Annotated in this window: 27 protein-coding genes and 2 pseudogenes; 13 read left to right on the plus strand and 16 right to left on the minus strand. The window is 69.1% G+C overall.

The features are described from left to right. Positions 1-33 precede the first annotated feature (33 nt). Positions 34-1,017, minus strand: coding sequence for a replication factor C small subunit (locus C2R22_RS18675; RefSeq protein ID WP_103427105.1), 984 nt, complete (start codon positions 1,015-1,017; stop codon positions 34-36). Positions 1,018-1,118: 101 nt separating this feature from the next. Between C2R22_RS18675 and samp2 the strand changes: the two genes are divergently transcribed. Next, complete coding sequence (samp2, locus tag C2R22_RS18680) at positions 1,119-1,325, plus strand: ubiquitin-like small modifier protein SAMP2 (RefSeq protein ID WP_103427106.1); 207 nt, start codon at positions 1,119-1,121, stop codon at positions 1,323-1,325. A gap of 221 nt (positions 1,326-1,546) precedes the next feature. Beyond that, a pseudogene (locus tag C2R22_RS27565) lies at positions 1,547-1,923 on the plus strand (CBS domain-containing protein). A gap of 12 nt (positions 1,924-1,935) precedes the next feature. Here C2R22_RS27565 and C2R22_RS18690 read toward each other — a convergent pair. Next, entirely contained in the window at positions 1,936-3,102 is a 1,167-nt protein-coding gene (locus tag C2R22_RS18690) for a hypothetical protein (RefSeq protein WP_103427107.1), read from the minus strand. A 172-nt stretch (positions 3,103-3,274) separates the two neighbouring features. Between C2R22_RS18690 and C2R22_RS18695 the strand changes: the two are divergent. Both C2R22_RS18695 and C2R22_RS18700 read left to right on the plus strand, forming a co-directional pair. Next, positions 3,275-4,278, plus strand: a pseudogene (locus tag C2R22_RS18695) (alcohol dehydrogenase). 107 nt (positions 4,279-4,385) lie between these two features. Further along, on the plus strand, positions 4,386-4,796 hold the full coding sequence (locus tag C2R22_RS18700) for a GNAT family N-acetyltransferase (RefSeq protein ID WP_103427108.1): 411 nt from the start codon (positions 4,386-4,388) through the stop codon (positions 4,794-4,796). 210 nt (positions 4,797-5,006) lie between these two features. On the opposite strand, the gene C2R22_RS18705 is transcribed toward C2R22_RS18700, so the two are convergent. Next, on the minus strand, positions 5,007-6,380 hold the full coding sequence (locus tag C2R22_RS18705; protein ID WP_103427109.1) for a phosphoglucomutase/phosphomannomutase family protein: 1,374 nt from the start codon (positions 6,378-6,380) through the stop codon (positions 5,007-5,009). A 118-nt stretch (positions 6,381-6,498) separates the two neighbouring features. Here C2R22_RS18705 and C2R22_RS18710 point away from each other — a divergent pair, with 118 nt between their 5' ends. Both C2R22_RS18710 and C2R22_RS18715 read left to right on the plus strand, forming a co-directional pair. Beyond that, positions 6,499-7,038, plus strand: a complete 540-nt coding sequence (locus C2R22_RS18710; protein WP_103427110.1) for an NADPH-dependent FMN reductase — start codon at positions 6,499-6,501, stop codon at positions 7,036-7,038. 80 nt (positions 7,039-7,118) lie between these two features. Beyond that, positions 7,119-7,730, plus strand: a complete 612-nt coding sequence (locus C2R22_RS18715) for a hypothetical protein (RefSeq protein WP_103427111.1) — start codon at positions 7,119-7,121, stop codon at positions 7,728-7,730. Positions 7,731-7,736: 6 nt separating this feature from the next. Here C2R22_RS18715 and C2R22_RS18720 read toward each other — a convergent pair whose 3' ends face one another. From C2R22_RS18720 to larB, 3 genes are all read right to left on the minus strand, one after another. Further along, the gene (locus tag C2R22_RS18720) at positions 7,737-8,015 is read right to left on the minus strand and encodes a GIY-YIG nuclease family protein (RefSeq protein ID WP_103427112.1); all 279 of its coding nucleotides are present in this window, start codon (positions 8,013-8,015) and stop codon (positions 7,737-7,739) included. Positions 8,016-8,106: 91 nt separating this feature from the next. Further along, positions 8,107-8,256 carry a DUF7563 family protein gene (locus C2R22_RS27685; protein WP_449329039.1) on the minus strand — a complete coding sequence of 50 codons (150 nt, stop codon included), beginning with the start codon at positions 8,254-8,256 and terminating at the stop codon, positions 8,107-8,109. A gap of 175 nt (positions 8,257-8,431) precedes the next feature. Next, entirely contained in the window at positions 8,432-9,202 is a 771-nt protein-coding gene (gene larB, locus C2R22_RS18725) for a nickel pincer cofactor biosynthesis protein LarB (protein WP_103427113.1), read from the minus strand. Between the two features lie 304 nt (positions 9,203-9,506). Here larB and C2R22_RS18730 point away from each other — a divergent pair, with 304 nt between their 5' ends. After that, positions 9,507-9,674 carry a DUF1931 family protein gene (locus C2R22_RS18730; protein WP_103427114.1) on the plus strand — a complete coding sequence of 56 codons (168 nt, stop codon included), beginning with the start codon at positions 9,507-9,509 and terminating at the stop codon, positions 9,672-9,674. A 109-nt stretch (positions 9,675-9,783) separates the two neighbouring features. On the opposite strand, the gene rpiA is transcribed toward C2R22_RS18730, so the two are convergent. Together rpiA and C2R22_RS18740 are read right to left on the minus strand one after the other, a co-directional pair. Continuing rightward, on the minus strand, positions 9,784-10,473 hold the full coding sequence (rpiA, locus tag C2R22_RS18735) for a ribose-5-phosphate isomerase RpiA (RefSeq protein WP_103427115.1): 690 nt from the start codon (positions 10,471-10,473) through the stop codon (positions 9,784-9,786). A gap of 424 nt (positions 10,474-10,897) precedes the next feature. Beyond that, positions 10,898-12,004: an aminopeptidase gene (locus tag C2R22_RS18740; protein WP_103427116.1), complete on the minus strand. Its 1,107-nt coding sequence runs from the start codon at positions 12,002-12,004 to the stop codon at positions 10,898-10,900. Positions 12,005-12,187: 183 nt separating this feature from the next. Here C2R22_RS18740 and C2R22_RS18745 point away from each other — a divergent pair, with 183 nt between their 5' ends. Further along, the gene (locus tag C2R22_RS18745) at positions 12,188-12,478 is read left to right on the plus strand and encodes a GYD domain-containing protein (protein WP_103427117.1); all 291 of its coding nucleotides are present in this window, start codon (positions 12,188-12,190) and stop codon (positions 12,476-12,478) included. Positions 12,479-12,555: 77 nt separating this feature from the next. Here the strand turns inward: C2R22_RS18745 and C2R22_RS18750 are convergent, their stop codons facing one another. Then, on the minus strand, positions 12,556-13,815 hold the full coding sequence (locus C2R22_RS18750; protein ID WP_245902820.1) for an MFS transporter: 1,260 nt from the start codon (positions 13,813-13,815) through the stop codon (positions 12,556-12,558). A 130-nt stretch (positions 13,816-13,945) separates the two neighbouring features. On the opposite strand from C2R22_RS18750, the gene C2R22_RS18755 reads away from it, so the two are divergent. After that, positions 13,946-14,974, plus strand: coding sequence for a threonine aldolase family protein (locus tag C2R22_RS18755; protein ID WP_103427119.1), 1,029 nt, complete (start codon positions 13,946-13,948; stop codon positions 14,972-14,974). A 47-nt stretch (positions 14,975-15,021) separates the two neighbouring features. Here C2R22_RS18755 and C2R22_RS18760 read toward each other — a convergent pair whose 3' ends face one another. Together C2R22_RS18760 and C2R22_RS18765 are read right to left on the minus strand one after the other, a co-directional pair. Next, positions 15,022-17,352 (minus strand): choice-of-anchor I family protein, encoded by a 2,331-nt coding sequence (locus C2R22_RS18760; RefSeq protein WP_216824754.1) that lies wholly within the window; start codon positions 17,350-17,352, stop codon positions 15,022-15,024. Positions 17,353-17,595: 243 nt separating this feature from the next. Then, complete coding sequence (locus C2R22_RS18765; protein WP_103427120.1) at positions 17,596-18,540, minus strand: cation diffusion facilitator family transporter; 945 nt, start codon at positions 18,538-18,540, stop codon at positions 17,596-17,598. Positions 18,541-18,646: 106 nt separating this feature from the next. On the opposite strand from C2R22_RS18765, the gene C2R22_RS18770 reads away from it, so the two are divergent. Beyond that, on the plus strand, positions 18,647-19,162 hold the full coding sequence (locus tag C2R22_RS18770; RefSeq protein ID WP_103427121.1) for a metallophosphoesterase: 516 nt from the start codon (positions 18,647-18,649) through the stop codon (positions 19,160-19,162). Between the two features lie 6 nt (positions 19,163-19,168). Here C2R22_RS18770 and C2R22_RS18775 read toward each other — a convergent pair whose 3' ends face one another. From C2R22_RS18775 to C2R22_RS18790, 4 genes are all read right to left on the minus strand, one after another. Further along, positions 19,169-19,987, minus strand: a complete 819-nt coding sequence (locus C2R22_RS18775; protein ID WP_245902821.1) for a mechanosensitive ion channel family protein — start codon at positions 19,985-19,987, stop codon at positions 19,169-19,171. Next, positions 19,984-20,631, minus strand: coding sequence for a hypothetical protein (locus C2R22_RS18780; protein ID WP_103427122.1), 648 nt, complete (start codon positions 20,629-20,631; stop codon positions 19,984-19,986). Before C2R22_RS18780 ends, C2R22_RS18775 begins: the two co-directional genes overlap by 4 nt. Beyond that, a complete protein-coding gene (locus C2R22_RS18785) occupies positions 20,628-21,029 on the minus strand; it encodes a hypothetical protein (RefSeq protein WP_103427123.1) in 402 nt (133 codons plus the stop codon). The genes C2R22_RS18780 and C2R22_RS18785 overlap by 4 nt, the downstream gene beginning before the upstream one ends. Positions 21,030-21,283: 254 nt before the next feature. Continuing rightward, positions 21,284-22,300, minus strand: a complete 1,017-nt coding sequence (locus tag C2R22_RS18790) for an ArsR/SmtB family transcription factor (RefSeq protein ID WP_103427124.1) — start codon at positions 22,298-22,300, stop codon at positions 21,284-21,286. A 111-nt stretch (positions 22,301-22,411) separates the two neighbouring features. Here C2R22_RS18790 and C2R22_RS25690 point away from each other — a divergent pair, with 111 nt between their 5' ends. Further along, positions 22,412-22,582 carry a DUF7859 family protein gene (locus tag C2R22_RS25690; RefSeq protein WP_173862818.1) on the plus strand — a complete coding sequence of 57 codons (171 nt, stop codon included), beginning with the start codon at positions 22,412-22,414 and terminating at the stop codon, positions 22,580-22,582. Positions 22,583-22,587: 5 nt separating this feature from the next. Further along, positions 22,588-23,805 carry an inorganic phosphate transporter gene (locus tag C2R22_RS18795; protein WP_103427125.1) on the plus strand — a complete coding sequence of 406 codons (1,218 nt, stop codon included), beginning with the start codon at positions 22,588-22,590 and terminating at the stop codon, positions 23,803-23,805. On the opposite strand, the gene C2R22_RS25940 is transcribed toward C2R22_RS18795, so the two are convergent. Then, positions 23,737-24,084 carry a hypothetical protein gene (locus tag C2R22_RS25940; RefSeq protein WP_216824755.1) on the minus strand — a complete coding sequence of 116 codons (348 nt, stop codon included), beginning with the start codon at positions 24,082-24,084 and terminating at the stop codon, positions 23,737-23,739. The two genes, C2R22_RS18795 and C2R22_RS25940, sit on opposite strands and share 69 nt — an antisense overlap. A gap of 547 nt (positions 24,085-24,631) precedes the next feature. On the opposite strand from C2R22_RS25940, the gene C2R22_RS18810 reads away from it, so the two are divergent. Then, on the plus strand, positions 24,632-25,249 hold the full coding sequence (locus tag C2R22_RS18810; RefSeq protein WP_343125779.1) for an alpha/beta fold hydrolase: 618 nt from the start codon (positions 24,632-24,634) through the stop codon (positions 25,247-25,249). The last annotated feature ends 8 nt before the right edge of the window (positions 25,250-25,257 follow it).

Raw genomic sequence — 25,257 nt, forward strand, 5'->3', positions numbered from 1 at the left:
AGGCGACAGGCGGAGGGGACGAAGGCCGACGAGTCAGCCGTCGAGCGCGAGCGACGCCAAGAGCGCCTCTAGCTGGACGCGCTCGTTCGCGCCCTCTGCGATCCGGTAGTCGGCCTCGCCGATGCGCTCCATCAGGCGGGCCGCCTCTCTGTCCGCGAGGTCGAAGTCCCACACCGACCGATGCAGTTGGTCGATGATGTCGCCGCCGGCCATGCCGACGTCGTCGAGGAGCGTGGCGAGTTTCGCCCGCGCCGCCGGGAAGTCGCCGTCGACGGCGGCGCCGACCATCTCGCGGATGTCCTCGGGTCTGGCCGTGGAGGTGACGGTGAAGACGCCCTCCTCGTCGACGACCTCACCCGTCGTCGCCGCGGCCTGCAGCGCGTTGATTGCGCGGCGCATGTCGCCGTCGGCGTAGTAGACGAGGGCGTCGATGCCCTCGGCGGTGGTCTCGATTCCCTCCGCCGTGGCGATGTCCTCGACCTGTCTTCGGATGGCGTCCTCGGAGAGGGGCGAGAAGCGGAACACCGCACAGCGAGACTGGATGGGGTCGATGATCTTCGAGGAGTAGTTACACGAGAGGATGAAGCGCGTCGTGTCGGAGAACTGCTCCATCGTCCGGCGGAGCGCGGACTGGGCGTCGTCGGTCAGCGAGTCGGCCTCGTCGAGGAAGATGAGCCGGTAGTCGTGGTCGCGGCTCATCTGCGAGCGCGCGAAGCTCTTGATGCGGTCGCGGACGACGTCGATACCGCGCTCGTCGCTCGCGTTGAGTTCGAGGAAGTTGCCCCGCCAGTCGTCGCCGTACAGTTCCCGGGCGATGGCCGTCGCCGAGGTGGTTTTCCCGACGCCGGCCGGCCCGGCGAACATCAGGTGCGGCAGGTCGTCGCGGTCGACGTACGACTGGAGGCGCTCGATGGTGTCCTCCTGCCCGTAGATGTCTTGCAGGGTTTGAGGCCGGTACTTCTCGATCCAGATCTCGCGGCCCGACGGCGAACTCGCATCCTGGGAGGCCTCGCTCATGTGCAATGGAGGGGCGTGTCGCCTCATAAACTCCCCGAGACGACCGCCGGGAGGGGCGGGTGAGTCGAAGCCGATTTGCCCCTCGCTCCCCACCCGTGGGTATGCGCGTCACATGCGACGTCGTCGGCGAGGGGAGTCGGGAGGTGGACCTCTCCGAGACGGCGACGTACGCCGACCTCGTCCGCGCGGTGGGGTACAGCGTCCACGAGGTGACCGTCCTCGTCGACGGTCGGCCCGTCCCCGAGGACCGCACGGTCGACCCCGAGCGGGAGGACGTTCGAGTTCTCAGACTCGTGAAGGGTGGCTAGCTCGGACCGCCGACCGGCACGCGGCGAGCTATCGAACCCCGTGACAACACACCACATACGTATCGGACGTGTCACCGTCGTCGTCGACGGAAGGGATGTCGAACACGCAGTGAGTGTGCGGTCGGGCCGCGAACGACAGACGTCGGGTCGGGAGCGGTGTGTGTGGCGCTCGCGCTGCCGGAGAGGGAAAGGACGATACCGGGGGCCGTCGTTGGGGTGGTATGAACCGCGACACCCGGACCCGCGTCGATGAGGTGATGTCGACACCGCTGGAGACCATCTCGGCGTCGGCGTCCGTCACCGAGGCCGCACAGGCGATGCGCGACCACGCGATCAGCGCCCTCGTCGTGACGAGCAGTCCGCCGGGTATCGTCACCAGCACCGACGTGCTCGGCGTCGTCGCCGACGGTCGCGACCCGGCGGAGACGGCCGTCAGCGAGGTCATGACCGCCGGCGTCGAGTCCATCCCGCCGGACCTCCTCATCGAGGAGGTGGCCGCGATGATGACGAGCCTCGGCATCAAGCACCTCCCGGTCGTCTCGGGGACGACTACGTCGGGATGGTCTCGTCGACGGACGTCACTGCCGAACTCGCCTGAATGGGGTAAGAGTCAGGACGACTCGGCCGTCGGTCGGACGGAGACGGAGACCCCGTCGTCGCTCACGGCGACGACGATGGGGCCGTTCGGGGCACACCGGACCCAGTTGTACCGGTCGGTCTCGCTCCCGATTTCGACCTCGAACCGGAACGGCCCGGCCGGGTCGACCGCCGAGGGGACCGTCTCGACCTCGCGCGGGTCGAGTTCGAAGACGCGCTCGAACAGCGTCTCGTCGCCGGTCAGCACCCGGACGACGACGCGGCGCGCGCGGTCGGTCTCGTTTCGGACCTGCACGTCGTGGTCGGCGTAGCCACAGCGGAACGTCGGGGTTTCGGCGACTGAGGCGTAGAGCGTGGTCCGCACGCTCGGCTGCCAGTCGTAGATGGCCTCCCCGTCGGGGGTGCGGACGACGACGTCGTACCGCCGGTTTGCCGGGGAGACCGGGACGAGGAGGCGGACGTCGGCCGGGAGGACGAACGTCGACGCGAAGTGGAGGGTGCCGGCCTGCCAGACGTGGAGCCTCACCCGTCTGGACTCGGTGGCGTCGTTGTCGAGCGCGAGCGCCGGGACGCGCCCCAGCGCCGCGGCGACGTCGAGGTCGGCGGGGACGTCGTACGCGACGACCTGATCGCCGTCTCCGTCGTCATCGCCGTCGGTCACCGCGAACGCGCAGTCGGTGAGACAGAGCACGGGACGCCGGAACGAGAGGCCCGGTGTGAGGTCGACCCAGAGGTCGTCGAGTTCTTCGCTGACGTCCCACTCGTACCGGCCTCGGTCGCCGTCGGCCGTCTCGACGAGCACGTCGTACGTTCCCGCCGTCGCGAGGAGGTCCGGGAACGAGGCCGTCTCGCCCGCCGGAACCGGGGCGCTGTCGGCGAACACCTCTCTCTCGTCGTCGGACACGACCGCCGTCAGGAACCGCTCCGTCGACCCGAGGTTGCGGACATGGACGCCGCGCGGGCGGTCGAGGAGCGGTGCGTCGGCGGTGTGGTACGGTTCGGCCGTCGTCGAGGCGCTCGTCGCGACCGAGGAGGGTGACGACCGTGGGCCTCCCGACTCCGGGGACGAGGCGGCCTCCGCGGGGGTCGTCGCGTTCGAACCGACGAGCGCGTTACACCCCGAGAGCGAGCCGAGGCCGACCGTCCCGAGGAGGGCGCGGAGTGCCGAGCGACGGCGCATCGTTCCCGTATTCGAGTCGGTACGGATGTAGGTGTCGCCGCCCGGTTCGGAGCGCTCTATCGGGCTCTGTACTGGTCCTGTGGGGACGTTTCGAGAGGGTACGACTCGTGAGGTCGGTGGCCGAATCGGTTTTGTTTCCGGCGTCACTCGAAGGAAACGTATGTCCGACACCATGCGAGCGGTCGTCGTCCCCGAACCGGGCGCGGACTTCGAACTCAGAGAGCAGGAGGTCCCCGAACCGGGACCCGACGAGGTCCGCGTCGCCGTCGACGCCTGCGGCATCTGCTACAGCGACAGCTACGTGAAGGAGGGGGGTTCCCGGGCATCGAGTACCCGCGGGTCCCGGGTCACGAAATCGCCGGCCGCGTCGACAGCGTCGGCGACCGCATCACGGACTGGAGCGAGGGGGAGCGGGTCGGCGTCGGCTGGCACGGCGGGCACTGTTTCACCTGCGAGCCGTGTCGACGCGGGCAGTTCCTCCAGTGTCAGGAGGGACAGATCACGGGCATCAGCTTCGACGGCGGCTACGCCGAGTACGCGACGGTCCCGGCGGAGGCGCTCGCGCGCATGCCCGAGAGCCTCGCGAGCGTCGACGCCGCCCCGCTGCTCTGTGCGGGCGTCACGACGTTCAACGCCCTGCGGAACACCGGCGCGCGACCGGGCGACCTCGTCGCCGTCCAGGGTATCGGCGGCCTGGGCCACCTCGGCGTCCAGTACGCCCACGCGGCGGGGTTCGAGACGGTCGCGCTGTCGCACAGTTCCGACAAGCGGGACCTGGCGCTCGAACTCGGCGCGGACCACTTCGTCGACAGCTCCGCCGAGGACCCCGCGGAGGCGCTTCAGGAACTCGGCGGCGCGCGCGTGGTTCTCGGCACGGCACCCGTCGCCGACGCGGTCGAGTCCGTCGTCGGCGGCCTCGGCATCGACGGCGAACTCGTGATGGTCGGCATCCCCCACGAGGAGGTGGGCGTCGACGTCCAGCAGCTCGTCATGGGCCGGAGCGCCGTCGAGGGGTGGGCGTCCGGTCACGCTCGGGACTCACAGGACGCCCTGGAGTTCAGCGCGCTCCGCGACGTGACGCCCGAAATCGAGACCTACTCGCTCGAAGACGCCGAGGAAGCGTACGACCGGATGATGGCGAACGAGGCGCGGTTCCGGGTCGTCCTCGAACCCTGAACGGAGCCCCGCGTATTTCCCATCCGCGGACGAACACGGAGCAGTGACCGACGACAGAGGCCGACGGTGTTCCCCGCGAGGACGCCGTCGACCGGGAGAACACGCGTATGACCGGGAACGAGCCGATACTGGGTGATGACGGGCCGGACGTTCGGGTCCGCCAGGCGCGCGAGGGCGACATCCTCGCCGTTCTCCGGGTGGTCGAGGGCGCGATGCTCGAAGTGGGCGCGAACCAGGTGCGGCGGCGGACCGAGTCGGGAGGAGTGCTCGTCGCCGAGCGGGGTGGAAGAGTGGTCGGCGCGCTCGTCCGTGACGGCGAGCACGTCGAGGCCATCGCGGTCCATCCACAGCAGCGAGGGTCGGGCGTGGGCAGCCGACTCATCGAACGGGTGCTCGAAGAGATGGGTCGGGTGACGGCCGAGTTCCGCGCGGAGGTGCGGCCCTTCTACGAGTCGCTGGGGTTCGACATCGAGGAGCGAGCGGGGGAGAAGCGACTGTGGGGCGAACGCGAGCGGTGAGCGTGTTCGGTGTGTGAGTCGGTGAGAGGGTATCAGGGGAAGTGTTGGCCGAGTGAGAGCGGGGACGGTGACCACTGTGGGACACGGGCGCGGTGGTGTCGTGCGGTCACGCTCGCGCTCACCACCACACGACCGAATCCACTCGCGACTGCCGATACGCACACCGAATACACAGGACAGGTCACGAAAACCGACGACAGCGCCGACCGTTCAGACCAGCGGTTCGACGAGGTCGCGACCGGCGTCCAGCAGTTCCTCGATCCGTTCCTCGCTCGACGCCTCGGCGTACACTCGCAGCACCGGTTCGGTCCCCGAGGGACGCACGAGGAGCCACGAGCCGTCGTCTAAGAGGAGTTTGAACCCGTCGAGGGTGACGACCTTCGCGATTTCACGTCCGGCGACCGTCTCGGGCAGTTCCGATTCGAGGTCCGAGAGGACGCGCTCTTTCTCCGAGTCGGGACAGTCGACCGATATCTTGTCCGCGACGATGTCGCCGTGCGTCTCCAGGAGGCGGTCGACGCGGGCGTCGAACGGGTCCTCGCTGGCGATGGCCGCGCCCAGAAGCCCCATGAGGACGCCGTCCTTCTCGCGGATGTGGCCGCGGATCGAGAAGCCGCCCGACTCCTCGCCGCCGACGAGCGCGTCGTGTTCTTTCATCCCCTGTGCGACCCACTTGAAGCCGACCGGCGTCTCGAACACTTCCTGCCCGTGGGCCTCGGCGATGCGGTCGATGAGGAACGTCGTCGACACGGTCCTGATGGCCGGCCCGGAGTCCGACTCGAGCAGGTAGTCGTACAGCGCGGCGAAGAAGAGGTTCTCGTCTAACTTCCCCCGCTCGGGCGTGACGAACGCGACCCGGTCGGCGTCGCCGTCGTTCGCCACGCCGAGGTCGGCGTCGTGCTCGTCGACCGCCTCCTCCAGTCCGACGAGGTTCTCCGCGCTCGGTTCGGGGTGTGCGCCGCCGAACGTCGGGTCGTCCTCACAGCGCAGTCTGACGACGTCGGCCCCGGCCGATTCGAGCAGCGCGTCCGTGACGCCGCGACCACTTCCATGAATCGCGTCGTACACGACCGTGACTCCCGAGAGGTCGGCGTCGACGAGCGAGCGGGCGTGCTCGGCGTGGACGGCGACGAGGTCTTCCCGCCTGATTTCGCCGTGTTCTTCCTCGGGCAGGAGGTCGGGTTCGCGGAGGTTCGCCTCTATCTTCTCCGTCACCTCGGGGAGCGCGGGTGCGCCGTCGCTCGGAATGAACTTCACGCCGTTGTACTCCGGGGGGTTGTGCGACGCGGTCAGCATGAGCGCGCCGGAACAGCCGCGGTCGACGATGTTGTACGCCGTGACCGGTGTCGGACAGTCCCGCTCCGGGAGGACGACGTCGAACCCGTTGCCCGACAGCACCTCAGCGAGCGAGTCGGCGAACCCCGGCGAGGACTCGCGCGCGTCGTACCCCACGAGGACCGGGTCGTCGAACCCTTCCTCGGAGAGGTAGTCCGCGACGGCCTGGCCGACGACCCGCACCCGGTCGTCGGTGAACGTGTCCAGCGTGGCGCGCCACCCGTCAGTACCGAAGGAAATCGCGTCCATACGACCCACTCCGCGGGACCGACCTAAAAAGTATGCCAGTCGACAGCACGGCGTCTCCGGGGGAGCGCGTTCCGGCGCACACGGTGCGCTTTTCTCCGACTCTCACATAGGGAGGGCGATGTCCATCCGTCTCGTCGCTATCAGCGGGAGCCGCCGCGACGGCAGCTACACGAAGCAGGCGCTCGAACACGTCCTCCGGCGGGCCCGCGACGCCGGCGCCGAGACGACCCTGCTCGACCTCGGAGCCGTCGACCTCCCCCTCTATCACCCGGACCTCTCGACATCGGAGCGCGGTGACGCCGCGGAGGCGCTCCGGCTGGTTCGGGAGGCCGACGCCGTCCTGCTCGGGTCGCCGGTCTACCACGACTCGTACTCCTCGACGTTCAAGAACTTCCACGACTACTGTGGCTTCGACGAGTACGACCGAACGGTGGTGGGACTGGTCGCCGTCGCCGGGGGTGGGTCGTACGGGAGCACGTTCGAACACATGCGGTCGACGGTGCGCGGCGTCCACGGACTCGTGGTCCCGCGACAGGTCGGCATCCGGCGGGCGCGGACGAAGTTCGCCGAGGGAGAGGTGACGGACGAGGGAATCGAAGAGCGCCTCGACGCGCTCGCGGAGCAGGTCGTCGACTACGCCGAACGGCTTCGGCGGTGAACAGTCGAGCGAGTCGGAAGACGAAAACGACCGTCTGAGTCTCCCCAGCGGCTTTTGTCGTCGGTGATTCACCATCGCGTATGCAGACAGGCGCAGTCCCCGCGCTCGCACTGGCGACGCTGCTCCTGTGCGCCGGCTGTCTGGGTGCGCCGAGCGGGACACCCGTTCCGGACGGCTCGGCCGAGGCGACTCCTACCGGGACGGCGACGACACCGACACCCACGGCGAAACCGACGCCCACGCCCACGCCCACCTCGCTCGATTCGCTCCCCTCCCCCGCTCGCTGTCTCACCGACGCCGTCCCACGCCTGAGGGCTGTCGACGGCGTCGAGCCATCGACGTACCCCGAACCGCCCGCAGAGCAGACGCGGGAGGCCGTGGTGGGGTGGGTGCAGGCGTTCGAAATCGCGTACTTCCGGAACGCGATGCTGGTCGACGCGGCGGGGGACGAGGAGAACCTCACGCGCGTCAGCGCGAGCGCGGAGGTCCGCGCGGTGAACCGAACGCCCGAGGGGTACGCCGTCCGACTCAGTGACTTCGGGGCGACGAACTACGCCTCGGGCATCCACGGCGACCACTGGGCGGACGTCGGCTACGTCGTCACCGAGACGCGGCTGGTTCGCGTGCCGCTGGACGACCGGAGCGACCCTGTCCGCGCCAGCGCGGGAACCGTCGTCGTGGGGTGTGAGTGAACGCGGTCACGCCGGCGGCTCCTCGGCGAGCACGCGCTCGACGTCCGTCTCGACGGCGAGCCGTCGCTTCCGGTCGTGAGAGAGTCGCTTGAGCGCGTACTCGCGGGACATCGCCGCCGAGCGGGAGTCGAACGCCTCGACGTGGACCAGTTCGACGGGCGTTCGTCCCCGGGTGTACTTCGCCCCCTCGCCCGCGTCGTGTTCGGCCTCCCGACGGCGCGGGTCGGTCGTGTAGCCCGCGTAGTACGACCCGTCCGCACACCGGAGGAGGTACGCGTAGTGCACACTCGGAGGAGAGACCGGAGGCTCCTCAAGCTTTCTGGGAGTGCGGCCGCAGGAAAGTGGCTTCGCGTGGTGGTCGTTCGCGACTCAGCGGTCATGCATTGCGGGTCCGATTCCGTGCAACCTCCGCGATACCAGCGTTCGCCGAACAGTTTGGACAGGCGAGGACTCGCCCGATTTCGTCGGCGAACACGCGCGCGAAGCGCTCGGAGATGTGCGACCCGCAGTGGTCGCAACTTGGCATCGTGTGCGCCCGGCAACCACCTGTGCCGGTGGACGTTCGTTCGGGTTGCGCCGTAATAGGGCTTCGCGCGCACGCGCGAAGAGTGCCCGTTCGTCCAATTGTCCCCGGAGGGACACGACGATTGGAATCGAACCGGGGGGCGAAGACGCGAGAGACTGGACGAACGAAGCCCCGGTCAGTTCGAGCCCTCCCCCGACCGGGCGGCGTCGACGGCGCGGGCGACGAGGCCGGCCTGTGCGCCCGCGACGAAGCCGGCGTCGACGTTGACGACCGAGAGGACGGTACAGGACTGGAGCATCCCCGCGAGCGCCGCCTCGCCGTCGCCGCCGAAGCCGTAGCCCGTCGAGACGGGGAGGCCGACGACCGGCGTGTCGACGAGTCCGGCGACGACTGTCGGGAGCGCGCCCTCGCGGCCGGCCGCGACGACGACGACGTCCGCGGCGCGGATGGGGTCGAGCACGTCGAGAATTCGGCCCAGGTGAGCGACGCCGACGTCTTCGAGCCACTCGACGGTCGCACCCATCTCGCGGGCGACGACGCTCGCCTCGCCCGCGACGGGGGCGTCGGAGGTCCCCGCGGTGACGACGGCCACCGTCGCGTCGAGCGCGGGCGCGTCGAAGTCGGGGGCGTGGGCGACGAGCGTCCGCGCGCGCTCGTCGTAGTCGATGTCGACCGGGTCCGGGAGGCCGGCTTCGACGGCCTGTGCGGTCTCGCTGTCGACGCGGGTGACGACGGCGCGTCGCGTCGTCTCGACGCTCGTCGCGGCCAGGTCGGCGGTCTCCGTCGGCGTCTTCCCCTCTGCCAGAATCGCCTCCGGGACGCCCCGCCGGGTCTCGCGGGCGGCGTCGAAGCGTCCCGCCTCCGTCGTCGCGTAGCCGCGCAGCCGTGCCTCTGCAGCCTCGGGCGAGAGGTCGCCCGCCGCGACCGCATCGAGGATGTCTCGCATACCGCACCGTCGAGGCTCGGCGGTCACATAGGTGTCGTTCCGCCACGCCGACGCCCTGCCCTGCGCCGACGGGGACGCACCGGAACGGCGACGACAACGCCCACAAACCTTATGTTGGTTGATACTAACCGACTCGGTCGGCCTCGACAGCGTGCCGATTTCGGGGTCGAACGAGGACTGACACCCCCGTTATCGGGCATAGTATATAAATCCAGCCCCCCGAAAAGCGGAATTCGACCGACACACCGGCAGAGACCGTCGTTTGGGGAAATCTTATTAATAAGGGGCTAGTACTGTACCCTGTATGGCAGACCTCATTGTCAAGGCAGCCGTCAAAGAAGCGCTCAGCGACAAGAACGTAGCCTCCGACTTCTACGATGCGCTGGACGCGGAAGTGAAGGAGCTGCTCGAGGACGCCGCTCGTCGAGCCGAGGAAAACGACCGGAAGACCGTCCAGCCCCGCGACCTGTAAGTCAGCGTCGACTCACCTTCTCCGATATTTTTCGTCCTCCAGCGACAGGTCCGTCGTTCGACCGAGGAGAAGTCCGTCGCCGACGGGCCGCCGCTGCGACCCTCGCGCTTCACTCGCGTTCGAGGACGCGAACGCCGGAGTCGGTTCCGACGTGCACCTCGTCCGCGCTGCCGACGAACAGTCCGTGTTCGACGACGCCCGGCATCTCCGAGAGCGTGCGAGCGAGTGCTGTGGGTTCAGCGATGTCGCCGAACTCGCAGTCGAGAACGAGGTTCCCGTTGTCCGTCACGACCGGCCCGTCCTTGCGGTCGGCGCGGCGGAGCGACGGCTCACCCCCCGCGTCGCGGACAGTCCCCGCGACCACGCTGTGGGCGACCGGCAACACCTCGACCGGGACCGGATGCGAGAGCACGTCGGCCTGCTTCGAGGAGTCGACGACGACGACGAACCGCTCGGCGGCGGTGTCGACGAGTTTCTCGCGGGCGTGGGCCGCCCCGCCGCCCTTGACGAGTGCGAAGTCGGCGACCTGGTCGGCCCCGTCGATGGCGAGGTCGATTGTATCTACGTCTTCGAGGGCGCGGAGCGGTATGCCGGCGTCGCGGGCGCGTTGCCGCGAGTCGAACGAGGTGGGGACGCCCTCGATGTCGAGGCCGTCCGCGACGCGCTCCCCGAGGCGTCGAATCGCGTGGGCGGCCGTACTCCCCGTCCCGAGACCGACCGTCATCCCCGGTTCGACGAGCGCGGCGGCCGACTCGCCCGCCCGTCGCTTCGCCCCGTCGCTCCCGCCGGTCGTCTTCATACACCCTCGCCCGTGTTGAGCGGGTAAAAAGGTCCACGTCCCAGCCTCTCGCTCGCTCCACCGCTTCGCTCGCTCGGCAAGCCCTGGACCAAAACGACGACTACTCGAACCCCTCCGCGAGCTACTCGAACCCGTCCTCGAACACGAACGTCCACGTCCCAGCTTTTCCCTCGCTCCCTCGCTTCGCTCGGTCGCTCGGCAAAACCTGGACCAAAACGACGACTACTCGAACCCGTCCTCGAACACGAACGTCCACGTCCCAGCTTTTCCCTCGCTCCCTCGCTTCGCTCGGTCGCTCGGCAAAACCTGGACCAAAACGACGACTACTCGAACCCGTCCTCGAACACGAACGTCCACGTCCCAGCTTTTCCCTCGCTCCCTCGCTTCGCTCGGTCGCTCGGCAAAACCTGGACCAAAACGACGACTACTCGAACCCGTCCTCGAACACGAACGTGCCGTCTCGCTGGACGACTTCGCCGTCCACCTCGATGACGGACTCGGTGCTCATGTCGACGATCATGTCGACGTGCTCGGCCGACTCGTTCGCCTCGTTCTCCTCGCCGACGCACTCCTCGTAGGCCGCGCCGACGGCCATGTGGACCGTGTCGCCCATCTTCTCGTCGAACAGCATGTTGTAGGTGAACCGGTCGATGTTCCGGTTCATCCCGATGCCGAGTTCGCCCAGGTAGCGCGCGCCCTCGTCGGTGTCGAAGACGCCGTCGAGGACCTCCTCGTTGCGCTCGGCCGAGTACGACTCGACGCGGCCCTCCTCGAACCGGACGCGGACCCCCTCTATCTCTCTCCCCTGCCGGTACAGCGGCATGTCGAAGTGGACCTCGCCCTCGACGCTTTCCCTCACGGGGGCGGTGAACACCTCCCCTCCCGGGAGGTTCTTCTCGCCGTAGTCGTTCAGCGTCGTGTTGCCGGCGACGGACATCGTCACGTCCGTCCCCTCGCCCGATCTGATCCGCACTTCGTCGGCGTCGTCGAGAATCTCGACCATCTCCGCCTGGTGGGCGCGCTGGGCGTCCCAGTCGAGGCTGACGGCGTCCCAGACGAAGTTCTCGTACGCTTCGGTGCTCATTCCCGCTAGCTGGGCGTGACCGGAGGAGGGAAACTGCGTGAGACACCAGCGCTTCGAGAGCCGCTCTTTCAGCACCGGCTGCATCGCTCGCCTGTAGGCCGCGGTCGTCTCGGGCGCGACGTCGGACTGCTCGCTCACGTTGGCGCCGCCGCGAGCGATGACGACGACGTCGGTCTCCTCGTACAGCGCGAGCTGGTGGTCGGGCGTCTCGAACTCACCGCCGTCCTCGTCGCTCCCGTCGGCGCACGCGCGCAAGAACGCCCGCGAGGCGCGCTCGGAGTTGTTCAGGTAGACCGGGTTCGCCCCCCTGTCGCCGACCACCTCGTGGAGGGCGACGGCGAGGTCCTCGGCCTCCCGTGGCATGGCGATAACGACGTTCTCGCCCGCCTCGATCCCCGTCGAGTGGTCGGCGATGGTCTCCGCGTGTTCGCGGATGCGTGGGTCCATGTCTCATCGTTCCGCCCCCGCCCCATGCGTCTTTCGGCGTCGGCATCGGGCGCGGAGTGCGTCGTCGAGCGCCCGTGCGAGGTCGTATCTCCTGTTTCCCCTGATATCCCTGCGCGTGAGAGAAACTGACATGCCGTCCCGGCGCGTCTTATCCCCGCCCGCAGACGCGGGAGTGGTGAAACGATGCCTACCTACATTACGCTGGTCGACTGGACGGGAGAGGGGATCGCGAACGTCAAGGAGAGCCCCCGACGGCTCCAGCAGGCCCGGGAGGTCTTCTCGACACACGGTGGCGAGATGACGGAGTTCTTCATGACGATGGGGCAACACGACATGGTCGTCGTCTCGCAGTTCCCGGACGACGAGTCGTACGCGAAGGCGTTGCTGACGGTCGCCCGCGGCGGCTCCGTGCGGACGGAGACGCTGAAGGCGTTCACCGAGGACGAGTACCGCGACGTCGTCGACGCGCTCTGAGCGGCTCGCCGCTCGCTCTGGTTCTTTCGACCGCCTCGAAGCCCGCCAGTGGAGACGATGGGGTCGGCGTACCCCCGTCAGTCGGTCGGTTCGGCGGCCGACTCGGCGTACTCGGCTTCGGCAGGCTCGTCCATGAAGTACCCCGCGACGGCGGTCCCGAGGCTCGCGACGGCCAGGACGACGAGCGACGGCGCGAACGCCCCCGTCAGGTCACGGAGCGCGCCGATGAGGAACGGTCCCGCGAACCCGCCGACTTCACCGAACGTGAACATCAGTCCCGTCGCCACCGCGGTGAGTCGGGGACCGATCCCCGCCATCTCGATCGGAAGCGCACGAACGAGCGGCGACAGCCCGCCGATGACGAACGTCCCGATCAGCACGAGCGAGAGCGTCAGCGTCCAGACGCCACCAGCGACGACCAGTCCCAGGAGGCCGAGCGTGCCCGCGAGTCCACACGCAACGATGGGCAGCCGGCGCGTCGAGAACCGGTCCGAGAGGACGGGAACGCTGACGATGCCGAGGACGCGGACGAGGATGAACAGGCTCGTGAGCGTCCCCGCCAGGGTGGGCGTGACGCCCCGCGCTTCGAGTATCGTCGGGAGCCAACTCGACAGGCCGTGGGTGATGAACAGCCGCAACGTCGCGACGATAACCACGAGGAACAGCCCGTAGTGGGTGACGACGCTGACGAGGTCCTCGCGCATCGACGCCAGCGAGAAGGTCTGATCGTCGGCCTGCGCGGGGAACTCGTCGATGCGGCCCCACAGGTACCACGAGGCCACCGTCCAGACCGCCGCGAACCCGACCACGACCGCCCCGGTGTACCAGAAGAACGGTCGCCAGCCACCCACGAACGGGCCGATGAGCGGGCGAGCGACGGCGAACACGGTCGCGCTTCCGAGCGTGGCCCCGATCATGTAGACGGAGGACATCGTCCCCGACCGCTCCGGTGGAAACAGTTCGGAGACGAGCTTCGGGAGGCCGAACGTGACCGCCATCCCGCCGACGCCGATGAGCAGGGTCGGGAGGAGAATCGTCACGAATCCGGTTGGGAGTCCGCGCACGACGTGGGCCGCCCCGATGACGAACAGCCCCGCACCGAGTGCGCTCCGCGAGCCCAGTCGGTCGATGACGAGCCCCGACACCAGCGACAGGGGGATGTAGCTGAGTTGGATCGCACCGCTGACGATTCCCGCCTGCGTGCTGGTTAGCCCCAGTTCCTCGATGACGGGAGGGAGGAAGGCTGCCAGCGAGAACCACGTGAAGGTGAAGAGGAAGTAGCCCGCGCTGGCGAGTCCGAGGAGCACGTACGATTCGGACGGGGGTCGTCGGTCCACGGCTCTCGCGGAGAGAGTGAGGGGTCGGCCATATAGGTTCGCCGTTCCGTGGTGCTGTTTCGGGGGAGAACGCGTGCCCCGTCGTCGACTGACCACCACCGCTTTATCTCTCGCCGCACTCCCGAGAGCCATGATAGACCTCCGCTCGGACACCGTCACGAAGCCATCGCAGGCCATGCGCGACGCCGCCCGCGACGCCGAGGTGGGCGACGACGTCTACGGCGACGACCCCTCGGTCAACGAACTCGAACGCCGCGCCGCCGACCTCGTCGGCAAAGAGAAGGCGCTGTTCGTGCCGTCGGGGACGATGGGCAACCAGGTCGCCATCCGCACCCACACCGAGCGGGGGCAGGAACTCGTCGTCGACGAGCAGGCCCACGTCGTCAAGTGGGAAGTCGGCGGCGTCGCCGACCTCTCGGGGGTGCAGGCGCGGATGGTCGACTGCGGCCCGCGCGCGGTTCCGACGGCCGCACAGGTCGAAGCGGCCCACGTCGAGGAGTCGCTGCACCGGCCCGGCACGGGCTTACTCTGCGTGGAGAACACCCACAACAGCCGCGGCGGCGTCGCCGTCGGCGTCGACGAAATCGCGGAGGCCTGCGAGGCGGCTCACGACCTCGGAGTCCCCGTCCACCTCGACGGGGCCCGCGTGTTCAACGCGAGCGTCGCGCTCGGCGTCGCACCCGAGGAGCTGACCGGGCCCGCCGACACGGTGAACTTCTGTCTCTCGAAGGGGCTCGGCGCGCCCGTCGGGTCGATTCTCGCCGGCCCCGAGGGGTTCGTCGAGCGGGCACGGCGAGTCAGAAAGCTGTTCGGCGGGGGGATGCGACAGGCCGGTATCGTCGCCGCTCCCGGGCTCTTGGCGCTGGAGAACGTCGACCGACTCGCGGAGGACCACGCGAACGCCCGGACGCTCGCTGCGGGTCTCGACGACATCGCCGGGCTGTCGACCCGGGAACCGGACACGAACATCGTGATGCTCTCCGTCGAGGCGGACGTCCACGCCGACGACCTCGTCGCCGCGTGCGAAGAACACGGCGTCGCCTTCGGGGCGCGGGACGCCTCGTCGGCCCGACTGTGTACCCACCTCGACGTCTCCCGGGCCGAAGTACGGGAGGCGGTCGACCGCGTCGCGGCGGCGGTCGGGAGCCTGCGCGCCTGACCGACCCGTAAGGCTCGGGCGGGTGTCGTGACGGTGTCCCGGCCGTCTCAGGTCTCCTCGTAGAGGTCGACGATGTCGTCGTAGTCGAGTTCGCCGTTCTCGTTGAAGTCGTAGGCGTTCGCGTTCAGGCGAACCGAGTCGGACTCGAACTGGTCGAACAGCAGGACGACGTCGTCGTAGTCGAGCCTCCCGTTCCCGTTGACGTCCTCGTACCGGCCGTCGCCGTCGAGGTCGGTCGGTTCGTCGCCCGAGCCACCCACCGACGGCGGACCGGTGACGACCAGCCCGTTCCGCGTCGCCACGTCGACCGACTCGCCGGCGTCGTCGTCGAACGCCTCCACCTCGACCACGAGGTCCGTCGTCCCCGCGCCGACGCCGGTGAGTTTGATGCTCGCCAGCGGGACGTCCGTCGCGCCCGGCGTGACGCTGTTCTCGACGTCGACGAGTTCCAGTTCGACCGACTCACCCTCCGTCACCGTCGGCGACCGCGTGAGGCCGACCCCCTCGGGGTAGCTCGCGCTCACGATTTCGGCGACGTCCGGGTGGGCGACGGAGACCGTGATCCGAGCGCCGGAGAAGCCGTCCATCGCCGACAGCAAGGAGAGGTCGACGCTGCCCGCCGCGCCGTTGCCGAGGGCGACCGAACCGACGCCGACGACGGTGGTCGCCACTCGGAAAATGGTGGTCGTCCCGCTGATCTCGTGACCCACGAAGACGAGCGGGTCGCCGATGGGGCTCTCCTCGGCGGTCGCGAAGGCCAGTCCTTCCGGGCCGAGGTCGCCGGCGGCGTACGACGGGGCGTCGCCCTCGACGATCTCCGCCTCGATATCGACCGAGAAGTCCCGCTCGTTGATGTACTGGACGAACGTCGGCGACTCGGGGTCGGTGATCTCGTACACCATCACCCCGCCGACGCGTTCGAGCCCGATGAACGCGTAGTGGCGGTCGCCGATCCGTCCGAGCGTGAGCCCCTCGGGTTCGGGACCCTTGTTGTCGCTGCGGCCGTCGGGGTCGCTCTCGGCGTTGTCGTTGTTGAACTCTTCGGGGAACCGCTCGGCGGTGATGCGCTCGAAGTCGCTCCCGCTGTCGAACACCCGCTCCCCGTCGGTGCTGAAGATGCTGAACGACCGTCCGCCGAAGACGTATATCTCCTCGTACTGCCCGTCGCCGTCGGTGTCGCCGAGCGTCGTCGTCACGCCTTTCGCGCCGAGGTTCTCGGGCCGCTGGAGCTCCTCGACGCTGTCGATCCCTTCTATCTCGTCGAAGTCGAACGCGTCGGGGTCGAGGTCGAGGTCGGCGACCTCGCTCTCCTCGCTGAACCCGTCGTAGTCGCGGCTGTCGCCCTCGTTGGCCGTGACGAGGTACGTCTCGCCGCCGACGCTGTACGCGCCGATGGCGTCGGGCTGGAGGATGCCCTTGATGGGCCAGTTCCGGATGTTGACGCCGCCGTCCTCGTTGCTGGCGTCGAGTTCGTTCCCCGGGAGGCTGTAGTCTTTGAACCCGAGCGGCAGGAGCTTCGTGACGCTGGCGCTCTCGATGTCGATCTCGGCGATCGCGTTGTTCTCCTGCAGCGAGACCCACGCGGTCGTCGAGTCGTCGCTCACGGCCACGTACTCCGGCTCGAAGTCCTGGGAGGCGCTCGCGCCCGGCCCGAAGACCCTGATTCCTCGGCTCCGCAGTTCCTCTTCCTGGCCGTCGAACTGGGTGAAGCCCGCGGTGCTGACCGTCGCCGCGTCCGCGCCCGCCGAGATATCGACGATGCTGACCGACCCCCGCGGGTCGACGGTGTAGTCGTCGTTCGGTTCCGCCTCGTTGGCGACGAGCGCCTGCTGCCCGTCGGGGGTGAACGTCACCTTGTCCGGGAGCGCCCCGACCGTCGCCGTCCCGAGGAGGTCGAGCGAAGCGGGGTCGTAGAAGCCGACCTGTCCCGGTTCCTGTGCGTTCTCGGCCTCGATGGCGACGGCGACCGTCTCCGTGGCGACCGAGACGCTGTTCGCGCTACTCACGCCGGCGAGTTCGCCCGCCACGTCGAGCGCGGCGACCTTCGTCGGCGCTGTCGGGTCCGAGACGTCGAGCACGTCGACGCCGCCGATGTCGGCGTTGATCACGAACAGTCGCTGCGTGGGCGGGTGGTAGTCGACGATTTCGGCCCCGCCCTCGTCGAACAGCCCCGACTCGTACCGGCCGATCGATTCGAGGTGGACGAGCCCGCTCTGTGGAATCGCCCCTCCCTCGGCCTGGGAGAGCGCCCCTCCGTCCGCTGTCGTCGCGTCGCTGTTTGCGGCCGCCGGCGCGGCCAGCAGTGCGAGTGCGGTACTCCCGGAGAGGCCGAGGAACGCCCGGCGTCCGAACCATGAGCCCTGTTGTGAATCTCTCACAGGCGGTGGTCTCGGGTTCCCGAGTTAGTCTTGTCCATCATATTATATATTCAGGTACGAAACAGTTACGAGACCGTCGTACCCAACAGACGCGGACTGATACGTCAGAGCATACAACAAGTAACTGATATTTGCGGTCGTGCCCTGTGACGTACAGTCTCGTGCGTAGTCCGACACCGTCCGCGAAACGGACACCCGTCCCGAGCGCGGGAGCTATCGCTCCGAGTTATGCGAAAGGGGGGCTCACAGTTCGGGTTCGATGTAGACCATCCCCACCCGGCCGTCGACGCGCCTGAGTTCCTCCTCGATGGCCGTGATGTCGTCGTCGATGTTCTCGGTGTCGGTGTCGGCGTCGAAGCTCACGTCGGCCGTGACGAGGACGTTCCCCGGACCGAAGAACACCGTCCGGAAGCGGTCGACGTGGACCACGCCCTCGTGGGTCCGAATCGTCTCGCGGAGCCGTTCTTCGACATCCCGCGGGAGCGACTCGCCGATGAGTAGCCGCTTGTTCTCCCACGCCAGCGCGAGCGCGAAGCCCATCAGGAGGAGGCCGATGATGACGGCCGAGGCGGAGTCGAAGATGGGGTTACCCGTCACCCGGGTGAGGACGATTCCGACGAGGGCGATGGCGGCGCCGCCGAGCGCGATGGCGTCCTCGGTGAACGCCGTCAGCGTGGTGACGTCGCTCGTTTTCTTGAACGCCTCGACGATGCCCGCCCACTCGTACTCGGTGATCTGTCGCTGGAGTTCGGCGTTGGCCTTGACGAGCGCGTACGTCTCGAAGGCGATGGCGCCGACGAGGACGACGACGTTCACGTAGAAGGGGTCGATGCTCGCCCCGAACAGCGTGAACGACGACCCGCCGCCGGCGTGGGCCGGGTGGAGGACGGCGTCGTAGCCGTGTTTCAGCGACTCCCACCCGGCGATGCCGAACAGGAGGACCGACACCAGAAACGCGTAGAAGAACTGCGCCTTGCCGTAGCCGAACGGGTGGCCGCGGTCGGCGTCCCGTCCGCTGTAGCGGATACCGATGAGGAGGAAGACCTGATTGCCGGTGTCGGAGATGGAGTGGTACGTCTCCGAGAGCATCGAGGGACTGCCGGTGAGGAGGAACCCGACGAACTTCATCACCGCGATGGCGCCGTTCGCGACGAGCGCGGCGAGGACGACGGAGGTGCTACTGCCCATACTCCCGGGTGACGCCCCCTCACGTTATACCCTTGGCTTGTGCCCGTCGCATCGTTCGGGAGGGTCAAGCGGTAGCTTCCTGTATCCTCCCTCCCCTACCCCCGCCATGCTCGTCGCCGTCTCCGACACGCACGCCCGCTCGGGTCACAAGCTCACCGGACGGACGCTGGAGGCCGTCCGCGAGGCAGAGATGGTCGTTCACGCGGGCGATTTCAACCGCGAACCCGCCCTCGACGCGTTCTGCGACGTCGCGACCGACCTCCACGGCGTCTACGGCAACACCGACAGCCCCGCCGTCCGCGAGCGCCTCCCCGTCGCGCGGAACCTCGAGTACGAGGGGCTCCGTTTCGCGGTCACCCACACCCGCGAGGGCGGACCGACGGCGCTGTCGCTGTTCGGCCGCGAGCGCGGCGCCGACGTGGTCGTCTTCGGCCACTCACACCGCCCGACGCTCGACGTCTCCGGGCCGGTCGCGCTGCTCAACCCCGGGAGCCACGCCCAGCCTCGGGGAAACCGACCCGGTCACGCGGAACTCGAACCCGTCGCGGGAGGGCTTCGCTGTCGGCTGGTGACGCCCGACGGCGAGGTGTTCGCCGAGGAGACGCTCGTCGCGAGCGGCTGACTCCCGCTATCCCTGCGCTCCCCCGTGCGCCAGGACGCGAGGGTCGGGCGTCTCGATGCCCTCCGCCTCGAAGGCCGCGAGCGCCCGTTCGGTCACGTCGGAGGCGAACGCGAACTCCTCGCGCAGATCAGCCACGTACGCCTTGCCGCGGACCGTCCGGTAGTAGGTCTCGTCCTCGACGAACACCGCGACCGGGTGGTCGTCGTCGACGAACGCGTACCGCGAGGTGACGAGCGCGTCCCGGACGACCGCCCTGGCGCGGGCCACGTCCGCCTCCGGCGCGACCGCGACCTCGACGACGACCATCATCTCCGGGCGGCCCGCGTTGGCGTTCGCCACGCTCTCGGTGAACAGCATCGCGTTCGGTATCCTGACCGCGGTGTCGTCGGGCGTCGTCAGCGTCGTCGCCCGGAGGCCGACGTCGGTCACCTCCCCGTAGTGGTCGCCGATGGCCACCTTGTCGCCGACCTGGTACGGCCGTTCGAGGATGATGACGAGCCCGCCGATGACGCCGGCGAAGAGGTCCTTCAGCCCGAACCCGAGCGCCGCCCCGAGGAGGCCCGAGACGGCCAACAGTTGGGTCGTCGACAGCTGGAAGAGCGGCCCAACCACGAGGTACACCGCGGTCCCGTAGATGAGGAACTTCGCCACGGGGATGAACATCGCGACGGTGATCCGTCGGCGCGAGGCACGTTCGGCGAGCGCCGAGAGGACGACCGTGACGCCGCGTGCCGCCAGATACGCCAGCGTCAGCACGACCGCGGCGTTGGCGAGAACGAGCGGGTCCAGATTGAGGGCCTCGACCCCAGTCTGCAGGAGCGTCACGGTATCCCCCACCGCTCGGTCGCGGTGACCGCGGTCGGAACGCCCGCCGGGACGAGCGACACGCGCCCCTGGTCGACCGCGACCAGTTCCGTGCGGGCGAGTCGCCTGAGCACGCGGTCGGTTCGCTCGCCGACGACCGCGGCCAGTTCCTCGCGGTCGACCTCCCCCTTCGACAGCACGAGACGGAGACAGAACGCGCCCTCGTGGGTGAGGTCGGCGTCGGCACCGGCCGCGACGAGGTCAGCCGGTCGCACCTCGTCGCGCCGTCCGCCACAGCGCTCCCAGATGTCGGCCGCGACGCCCCGGTTCCCGTTAGAGACGGCCGCGAGTCGCTCGAAGACCGCTTCCCTCGGACCGAGGTCGTCTCCCGTCGCGCCGCTCGCCGCCCGGGGGCGGTTCGGGACGGGAAGCGGGAGCGACACGCTGTGGTTTCCCCACCCGACCGTGTACCGACGGACCGTCAGCGCACCACCGGAGTTCGGCGCGTCACGGACGAACGTCGGGCGTCGTTCGTCCCCCGCGAGCAGACGGTCGGCGAGTTCGGCGGCCGTCGCCGCGCCGACGTCGACACGAGCGGGGAACTCCCGGTCGACGTCGAGGACGGCCGAGAGGTACGACCACGCGTACCGGTTCCACCCCGTCACGACCGTCGCGTCGGCCCGTGCGAGCGTCCGGAGGAACTGCTCGACCGGTTCGAAGCCGCCGATTCGCCGGGCGAAGAGGTGGTGACACCCCCGACGACGACCGGTCCGTCGTCGAGCGCCTTCCGTACGACCCCGACGCCGTCGCCCGGGCCGAGGCGGAGCCGTGTCGCTCCGAGGCGGTCCGACGTGGCGTCGAGGACGGCGTCGCGTCCGCTGAACGGCTCGCCGATCACCGCGAGCGGGCTCGTTCCCTCGGAGACGAGCGCCTCGAACGCCTCGGGGTCCTCGACGAGGTCGAGCACGTCGACGCGCGCGGGAGCGAGGATGTCGGAGCCAGTCGTGGGACGGCCTTCGCCACCGTCCGTCGGTCCGGTGTCGACGGGGCCGGACGCCGTCATGTCGTCGTGCTCCGCTCCGTCCGTCTCATCGCGTTCGCGTCGGCACGCCGTGATATTGTATCTGTCCCCGGTCGTGACTCGTCGCTCGTGGGGGTGAAGAACAGGAGCTCGCACCCGGCCGGTCGGTGGAGGCGTTGGGAGGGCAGGCATCAGCGGGGACCGAACCGGGCGCATTCACCTGTAGGGGGCTCCGGGTCAAGAGACCACCTAAGAGTCAAACGCCGATTTTACCTTGCTGTATGTTATCACGCGCCTTAGCGTCGGACCCACCAGAGTGCGAACCCACCGAGCAGCACCGTCGTGCCACCGAGGAAGAACAGCAGTCCGGGAGAGGCCGCGAGCCCGTCGAGCACGCCCGGCTGCGCCGCGGCCGTGGTGACCGCGGTCGCTTCGGGAGTCGCCTCGACGACGACCGTCGGAGTCTGGGTGGCGGCCTCGGTCGCTGTCCGCGTCGCCTCGGGCAGCGGCGTCGTGGTCTGAGTGGCGGCCTCGGTCGCCGTCCCCGTCGCCTCGGGCACCGCTGTCGGCGCGGGCGTCGCCGTCCCCGCGGCCGCGTCGGTCACCGTCGTTGCCTCCGTCGGCGCAGTGGTGGTCGTCGTCGCCTCCGCGATTTCGAATCCGCCGCCGGTCTCGGTCTCGGTCGCGACGTCGGTCGCCGTCTCCGTCGTCGTCCGTGTCGCCGTCGGCTCGGGCGTCGGTGTGGCGCCGCCGCTCGCACCGGCGTCACCGGCCGGCGTCTCGGGGGGTGCGGCCCCGCCGTCGGCACCGCCGCCGCCCGTACCGCCACCCTCTGCATCGCCGGCCCCGCCCGCACTCGTCCCGAAGCCGACGGAAGGGCCCTCGCGCGCGAGTCGGTCGACGACGACGCTGGCGAGACCGAGCACCCCCACCCCACCCAGGAGGCGTGAGAGGGCGGCTTTCAGCCCCGTTGTCTCCTCTTCTCTGCCGGCGACGACGACGAGCGCGCGGTCGGCGGGGACGTAGACGTTCATCTCCCGTCCCTTCTCGGAGTAGACCGTGTCGCCCACCTCGACGAGGCCGGCGTCTTCGAGTTTGCGGAGGTGGTACTGGACGTTCTGGAGGGAGGTATCGACCCGTGTGGCGAGTTCCGACGCGGAGGCGGGGTCCTCGTGGAGGGCGGCGAGGACTTCGCGCGTCGTCGACGACGACAGGGCGTCGATGAGTTCGTCCGCATCGTCGGAGTCGAGGCCGACGACCCGGGGCTCGTCGTTCGGGTCGATGTCGGGTTTGGAGGGCAGGAGACCGGCCATCGACGGTGTTTTTCCGACGCGGCGGGTATGAGTGTTATCACTTCTCTGAATCCCCGCCTCCGGGGCGACGACCCCGAAACGGCTTTACCCGCGCCGTCGGTACCGCGGTACATGCTCCCTGTCGCACTCGCGACTGGAGTCGTCGACGCGCTCGCGAGCGACCCCATCCTGGTCGCGCTCGTGGTCGGCCTTCTCCTGATCGTGTTCTTCGCGTACCTCTACATCCGGCGGACGCTCATGAATCTCCGCGACGGGTACGAGGACGCCTACCGCGGGAAGTAGCCCGGATGGTCACTACCGCGACTCTCGCGACGTTCCTCGTCGCCGCCATCGCCTCCCTGTTCATGGCGTGGGCCATCGGCGCGGGGTCGTCCGGGTCGACACCCTTCGCGGCGGCCGTCGGCGCGAACGCCATCTCGGTGATGCGGGCCGGCTTCGTCGTCGGCCTGCTCGGCTTCCTGGGTGCCGTGCTCCAGGGCGCGAACGTCACCGAAGCCGTCGGCACCGAACTCGTCGCGAACACGACGCTCACCGCCCCCGCCGTCATCGTCGCGCTGTTGGTCGCCGCCACGCTCGTCGCGCTCGGCGTCTTCGCGGGCTACCCCATCGCGACGGCCTTTACGGTCACCGGGGCCGTCGTCGGGGCCGGCCTCGCGCTCGGCGGCGACCCCGCGTGGGCGAAGTACCGCGAGATCGGTGCGCTCTGGGTGCTCACCCCGTTCGTCGGCGGCGGCATCGCCTTCTCCACGGCGAAGTTCCTCCGCGACGAGCGCGTCCCCGAGCGCCTCGCCGTTCCGTTCCTCGCGGGGCTGGTCGGCGCCATCGTCGTCAACATCAACTTCGCGATCCTCCCGGGCCCCGCCGGCAGCGGGTCGATCACGGGTACTGTCGTGCGTCTCACGGTCGGCGTCGATCCCGACCCGACGGTCTTGCTCGGTATCCGACTCGCCGCGACGCTCGTGCTCTCGGCGCTCGTCGTCGTCGCTCTCGCTTACGAGATGGCCGACGACGAGGCCCGCGGTCAGCAGCGGTTCCTCCTCGTACTCGGCGCGCTCGTCGCCTTCTCCGCCGGGGGGTCGCAGGTCGGCCTCGCCATCGGCCCGCTCGTTCCGCTTCTGGGCGACTTCTCGGTTCCCCTCCCGGCGGTGCTGGCCGGCGGCGGCCTCGGTCTCCTCGCCGGGTCGTGGACGGGTGCGCCCCGGATGATCAAGGCCCTCGCACAGGACTACTCCTCGCTGGGGCCGCGTCGCTCCATCGCGGCGATGATCCCCTCGTTCGCCATCGCACAGACGGCGGTCGCCTTCGGAATTCCCGTCTCGTTCAACGAGATCATCGTCAGCGCCATCATCGGGTCGGGCTACGCCGCCGTGAGCGAGGAGGGTGGCGGCGGCGTCAGCGCGGCGAAGATGGGCTACACCGTACTGGCGTGGCTCGGATCACTCGCGCTCGCCTTCGGGCTCTCCTACGGCGTCTTCGTGCTCGTCGACCGCCTCCTCCTCGGCTGAGTCGAGTGGGTCGGCCGGCACTCCTCGGTCGTTCCCGGTTTCGACCGAGTCGCCCGCGTCGGCTGCGATCCGCTCTGCGGCCTCGGCGAGTCGTTCGTGTGCGCGGACGAACCGCCAGACGAGGTAGACGCCGAACAGCCACAGGAGGGTGGCGACGAGCGCGAGAACCTGCTGGACGACGAGGACGCTGTAGAGGAAGACGACGAGGAGCGCCACGCTGGCCACGACCATCAGAAGCGAGTCGCGGTCGACGCCGAACACGGTGGAGGGCGTTGACATCCCTTCGAGGCTCTCGACCGCGTCTCAAAAGCGTTCGCGTCGCAGCATCACCCCCGTTCGAGCCCGTTTGCCTTCGACCCCGGTCGGCGTCCACCCCTGACAGCCCCGGGTGGGTCGTTATGACACGTCACTGCGTACAGGGACGAGTGCGCTCGCGCACCTGACCGAGCATGAGCCAGACCACCGGACCCCCCGACGGCCAGCACCGAACGTCCTCGTTCGACCCGCTCGACCACGACGACCCGCGCGTCGAGGCCGCCCGGCGGGCCGAAAGACGGGCGTACGAGGCGTACGGCCTCGGGGTCACGGAACAGTTCGTGGACGTTTCCGCCCTGGACCTCCACGTTCGCGTCGTCGAGGTCGGGACGGGTCCGCCGGTCGTCGTCGTCCCGGGCGGTGTGGGGTACGGGGCTGTCTGGATACCGTTCCTGCCCGAACTGGACGGCTACCGCCTGCTCGTCGTCGACCGACCGGGCGGGGGCTCAGCGACGGCATCGACTACCGTGCCGCGTCGCTGGAGACCATCGCAACGCACTCGACGGCGGCCGTGTTCGACCACTTCGGTCTCGACGAAGCACCCGTCGTTGGAAGCTCGATGGGCGGCCTCTGGGGGCTCCGATTCGCTCTCGCTCAGCCAGAACGAGTGTCCGCGCTCGCTCTGCTTGGCTGTCCCGCGCTCTACCCGACTACGAGCGCGCCGGTTCCGATGCGACTCGTCACGCTTCCCCTGCTCGGGCCACTCCTCGCCGCGACGGTAATGACCGCGGGTGACGTCGACGGGGCGCGGCGGACGTGGCGCGTCCTCGGTCACCCCGAAGAGACGACGGCGACTCTCCCCGACGCGTTCGCCGAGGCGTGGGTCCGGATGGACGACCTCCCTCACACCACCCGGTCGTGGGTGGGACTACTCCGGCGGGCCATCCGACTCCGGGGCGCTCGCCCCGAGGCAGCGTTCAGGGCTGACGACCTCAGGCGCGTCCAGTCGCCGGTTCTGCTCGTCTGGGGACGCGCCGACCCGTTCGGAACCGTCGAACAGGGGCGACGGGGCGCGTCGTTCTTCCCGGATGCGACGTTCCACGAGGTCGGCGTCGGCCACCTCCCGTGGCTCGACGACCCCGAAACGTGCGGCGAGTTGGTCACCGGGTTCCTCGACCGCCACGGCTGACTGTCACG

It is taken from the genome of Salinigranum rubrum, assembly GCF_002906575.1.
Taxonomy (GTDB): Archaea; Halobacteriota; Halobacteria; order Halobacteriales; family Haloferacaceae; genus Salinigranum; species Salinigranum rubrum.

What these genes read in the sequence shown, in the direction of transcription:
- C2R22_RS18710 (WP_103427110.1), top strand. Translation starts at nt 6,499, where the DNA reads ATGTCCATCCGTCTCGTCGCTATCAGCGGGAGCCGCCGCGACGGCAGC.
- C2R22_RS18700 (WP_103427108.1), top strand. Translation starts at nt 4,386, where the DNA reads ATGACCGGGAACGAGCCGATACTGGGTGATGACGGGCCGGACGTTCGG.
- larB (WP_103427113.1), bottom strand. Translation starts at nt 9,202, where the DNA reads ATGCGAGACATCCTCGATGCGGTCGCGGCGGGCGACCTCTCGCCCGAG.
- C2R22_RS18730 (WP_103427114.1), top strand. Translation starts at nt 9,507, where the DNA reads ATGGCAGACCTCATTGTCAAGGCAGCCGTCAAAGAAGCGCTCAGCGAC.
- C2R22_RS18765 (WP_103427120.1), bottom strand. Translation starts at nt 18,540, where the DNA reads ATGGGCAGTAGCACCTCCGTCGTCCTCGCCGCGCTCGTCGCGAACGGC.
- C2R22_RS18770 (WP_103427121.1), top strand. Translation starts at nt 18,647, where the DNA reads ATGCTCGTCGCCGTCTCCGACACGCACGCCCGCTCGGGTCACAAGCTC.
- C2R22_RS18715 (WP_103427111.1), top strand. Translation starts at nt 7,119, where the DNA reads ATGCAGACAGGCGCAGTCCCCGCGCTCGCACTGGCGACGCTGCTCCTG.
- C2R22_RS18790 (WP_103427124.1), bottom strand. Translation starts at nt 22,300, where the DNA reads ATGGCCGGTCTCCTGCCCTCCAAACCCGACATCGACCCGAACGACGAG.
- C2R22_RS18690 (WP_103427107.1), bottom strand. Translation starts at nt 3,102, where the DNA reads ATGCGCCGTCGCTCGGCACTCCGCGCCCTCCTCGGGACGGTCGGCCTC.
- C2R22_RS18675 (WP_103427105.1), bottom strand. Translation starts at nt 1,017, where the DNA reads ATGAGCGAGGCCTCCCAGGATGCGAGTTCGCCGTCGGGCCGCGAGATC.
- C2R22_RS18745 (WP_103427117.1), top strand. Translation starts at nt 12,188, where the DNA reads ATGCCTACCTACATTACGCTGGTCGACTGGACGGGAGAGGGGATCGCG.
- C2R22_RS18740 (WP_103427116.1), bottom strand. Translation starts at nt 12,004, where the DNA reads ATGGACCCACGCATCCGCGAACACGCGGAGACCATCGCCGACCACTCG.
- C2R22_RS18795 (WP_103427125.1), top strand. Translation starts at nt 22,588, where the DNA reads ATGGTCACTACCGCGACTCTCGCGACGTTCCTCGTCGCCGCCATCGCC.
- C2R22_RS18785 (WP_103427123.1), bottom strand. Translation starts at nt 21,029, where the DNA reads ATGACGGCGTCCGGCCCCGTCGACACCGGACCGACGGACGGTGGCGAA.
- C2R22_RS18755 (WP_103427119.1), top strand. Translation starts at nt 13,946, where the DNA reads ATGATAGACCTCCGCTCGGACACCGTCACGAAGCCATCGCAGGCCATG.
- rpiA (WP_103427115.1), bottom strand. Translation starts at nt 10,473, where the DNA reads ATGAAGACGACCGGCGGGAGCGACGGGGCGAAGCGACGGGCGGGCGAG.
- C2R22_RS25940 (WP_216824755.1), bottom strand. Translation starts at nt 24,084, where the DNA reads ATGTCAACGCCCTCCACCGTGTTCGGCGTCGACCGCGACTCGCTTCTG.
- C2R22_RS25690 (WP_173862818.1), top strand. Translation starts at nt 22,412, where the DNA reads ATGCTCCCTGTCGCACTCGCGACTGGAGTCGTCGACGCGCTCGCGAGC.
- C2R22_RS27685 (WP_449329039.1), bottom strand. Translation starts at nt 8,256, where the DNA reads ATGCCAAGTTGCGACCACTGCGGGTCGCACATCTCCGAGCGCTTCGCG.
- samp2 (WP_103427106.1), top strand. Translation starts at nt 1,119, where the DNA reads ATGCGCGTCACATGCGACGTCGTCGGCGAGGGGAGTCGGGAGGTGGAC.
- C2R22_RS18705 (WP_103427109.1), bottom strand. Translation starts at nt 6,380, where the DNA reads ATGGACGCGATTTCCTTCGGTACTGACGGGTGGCGCGCCACGCTGGAC.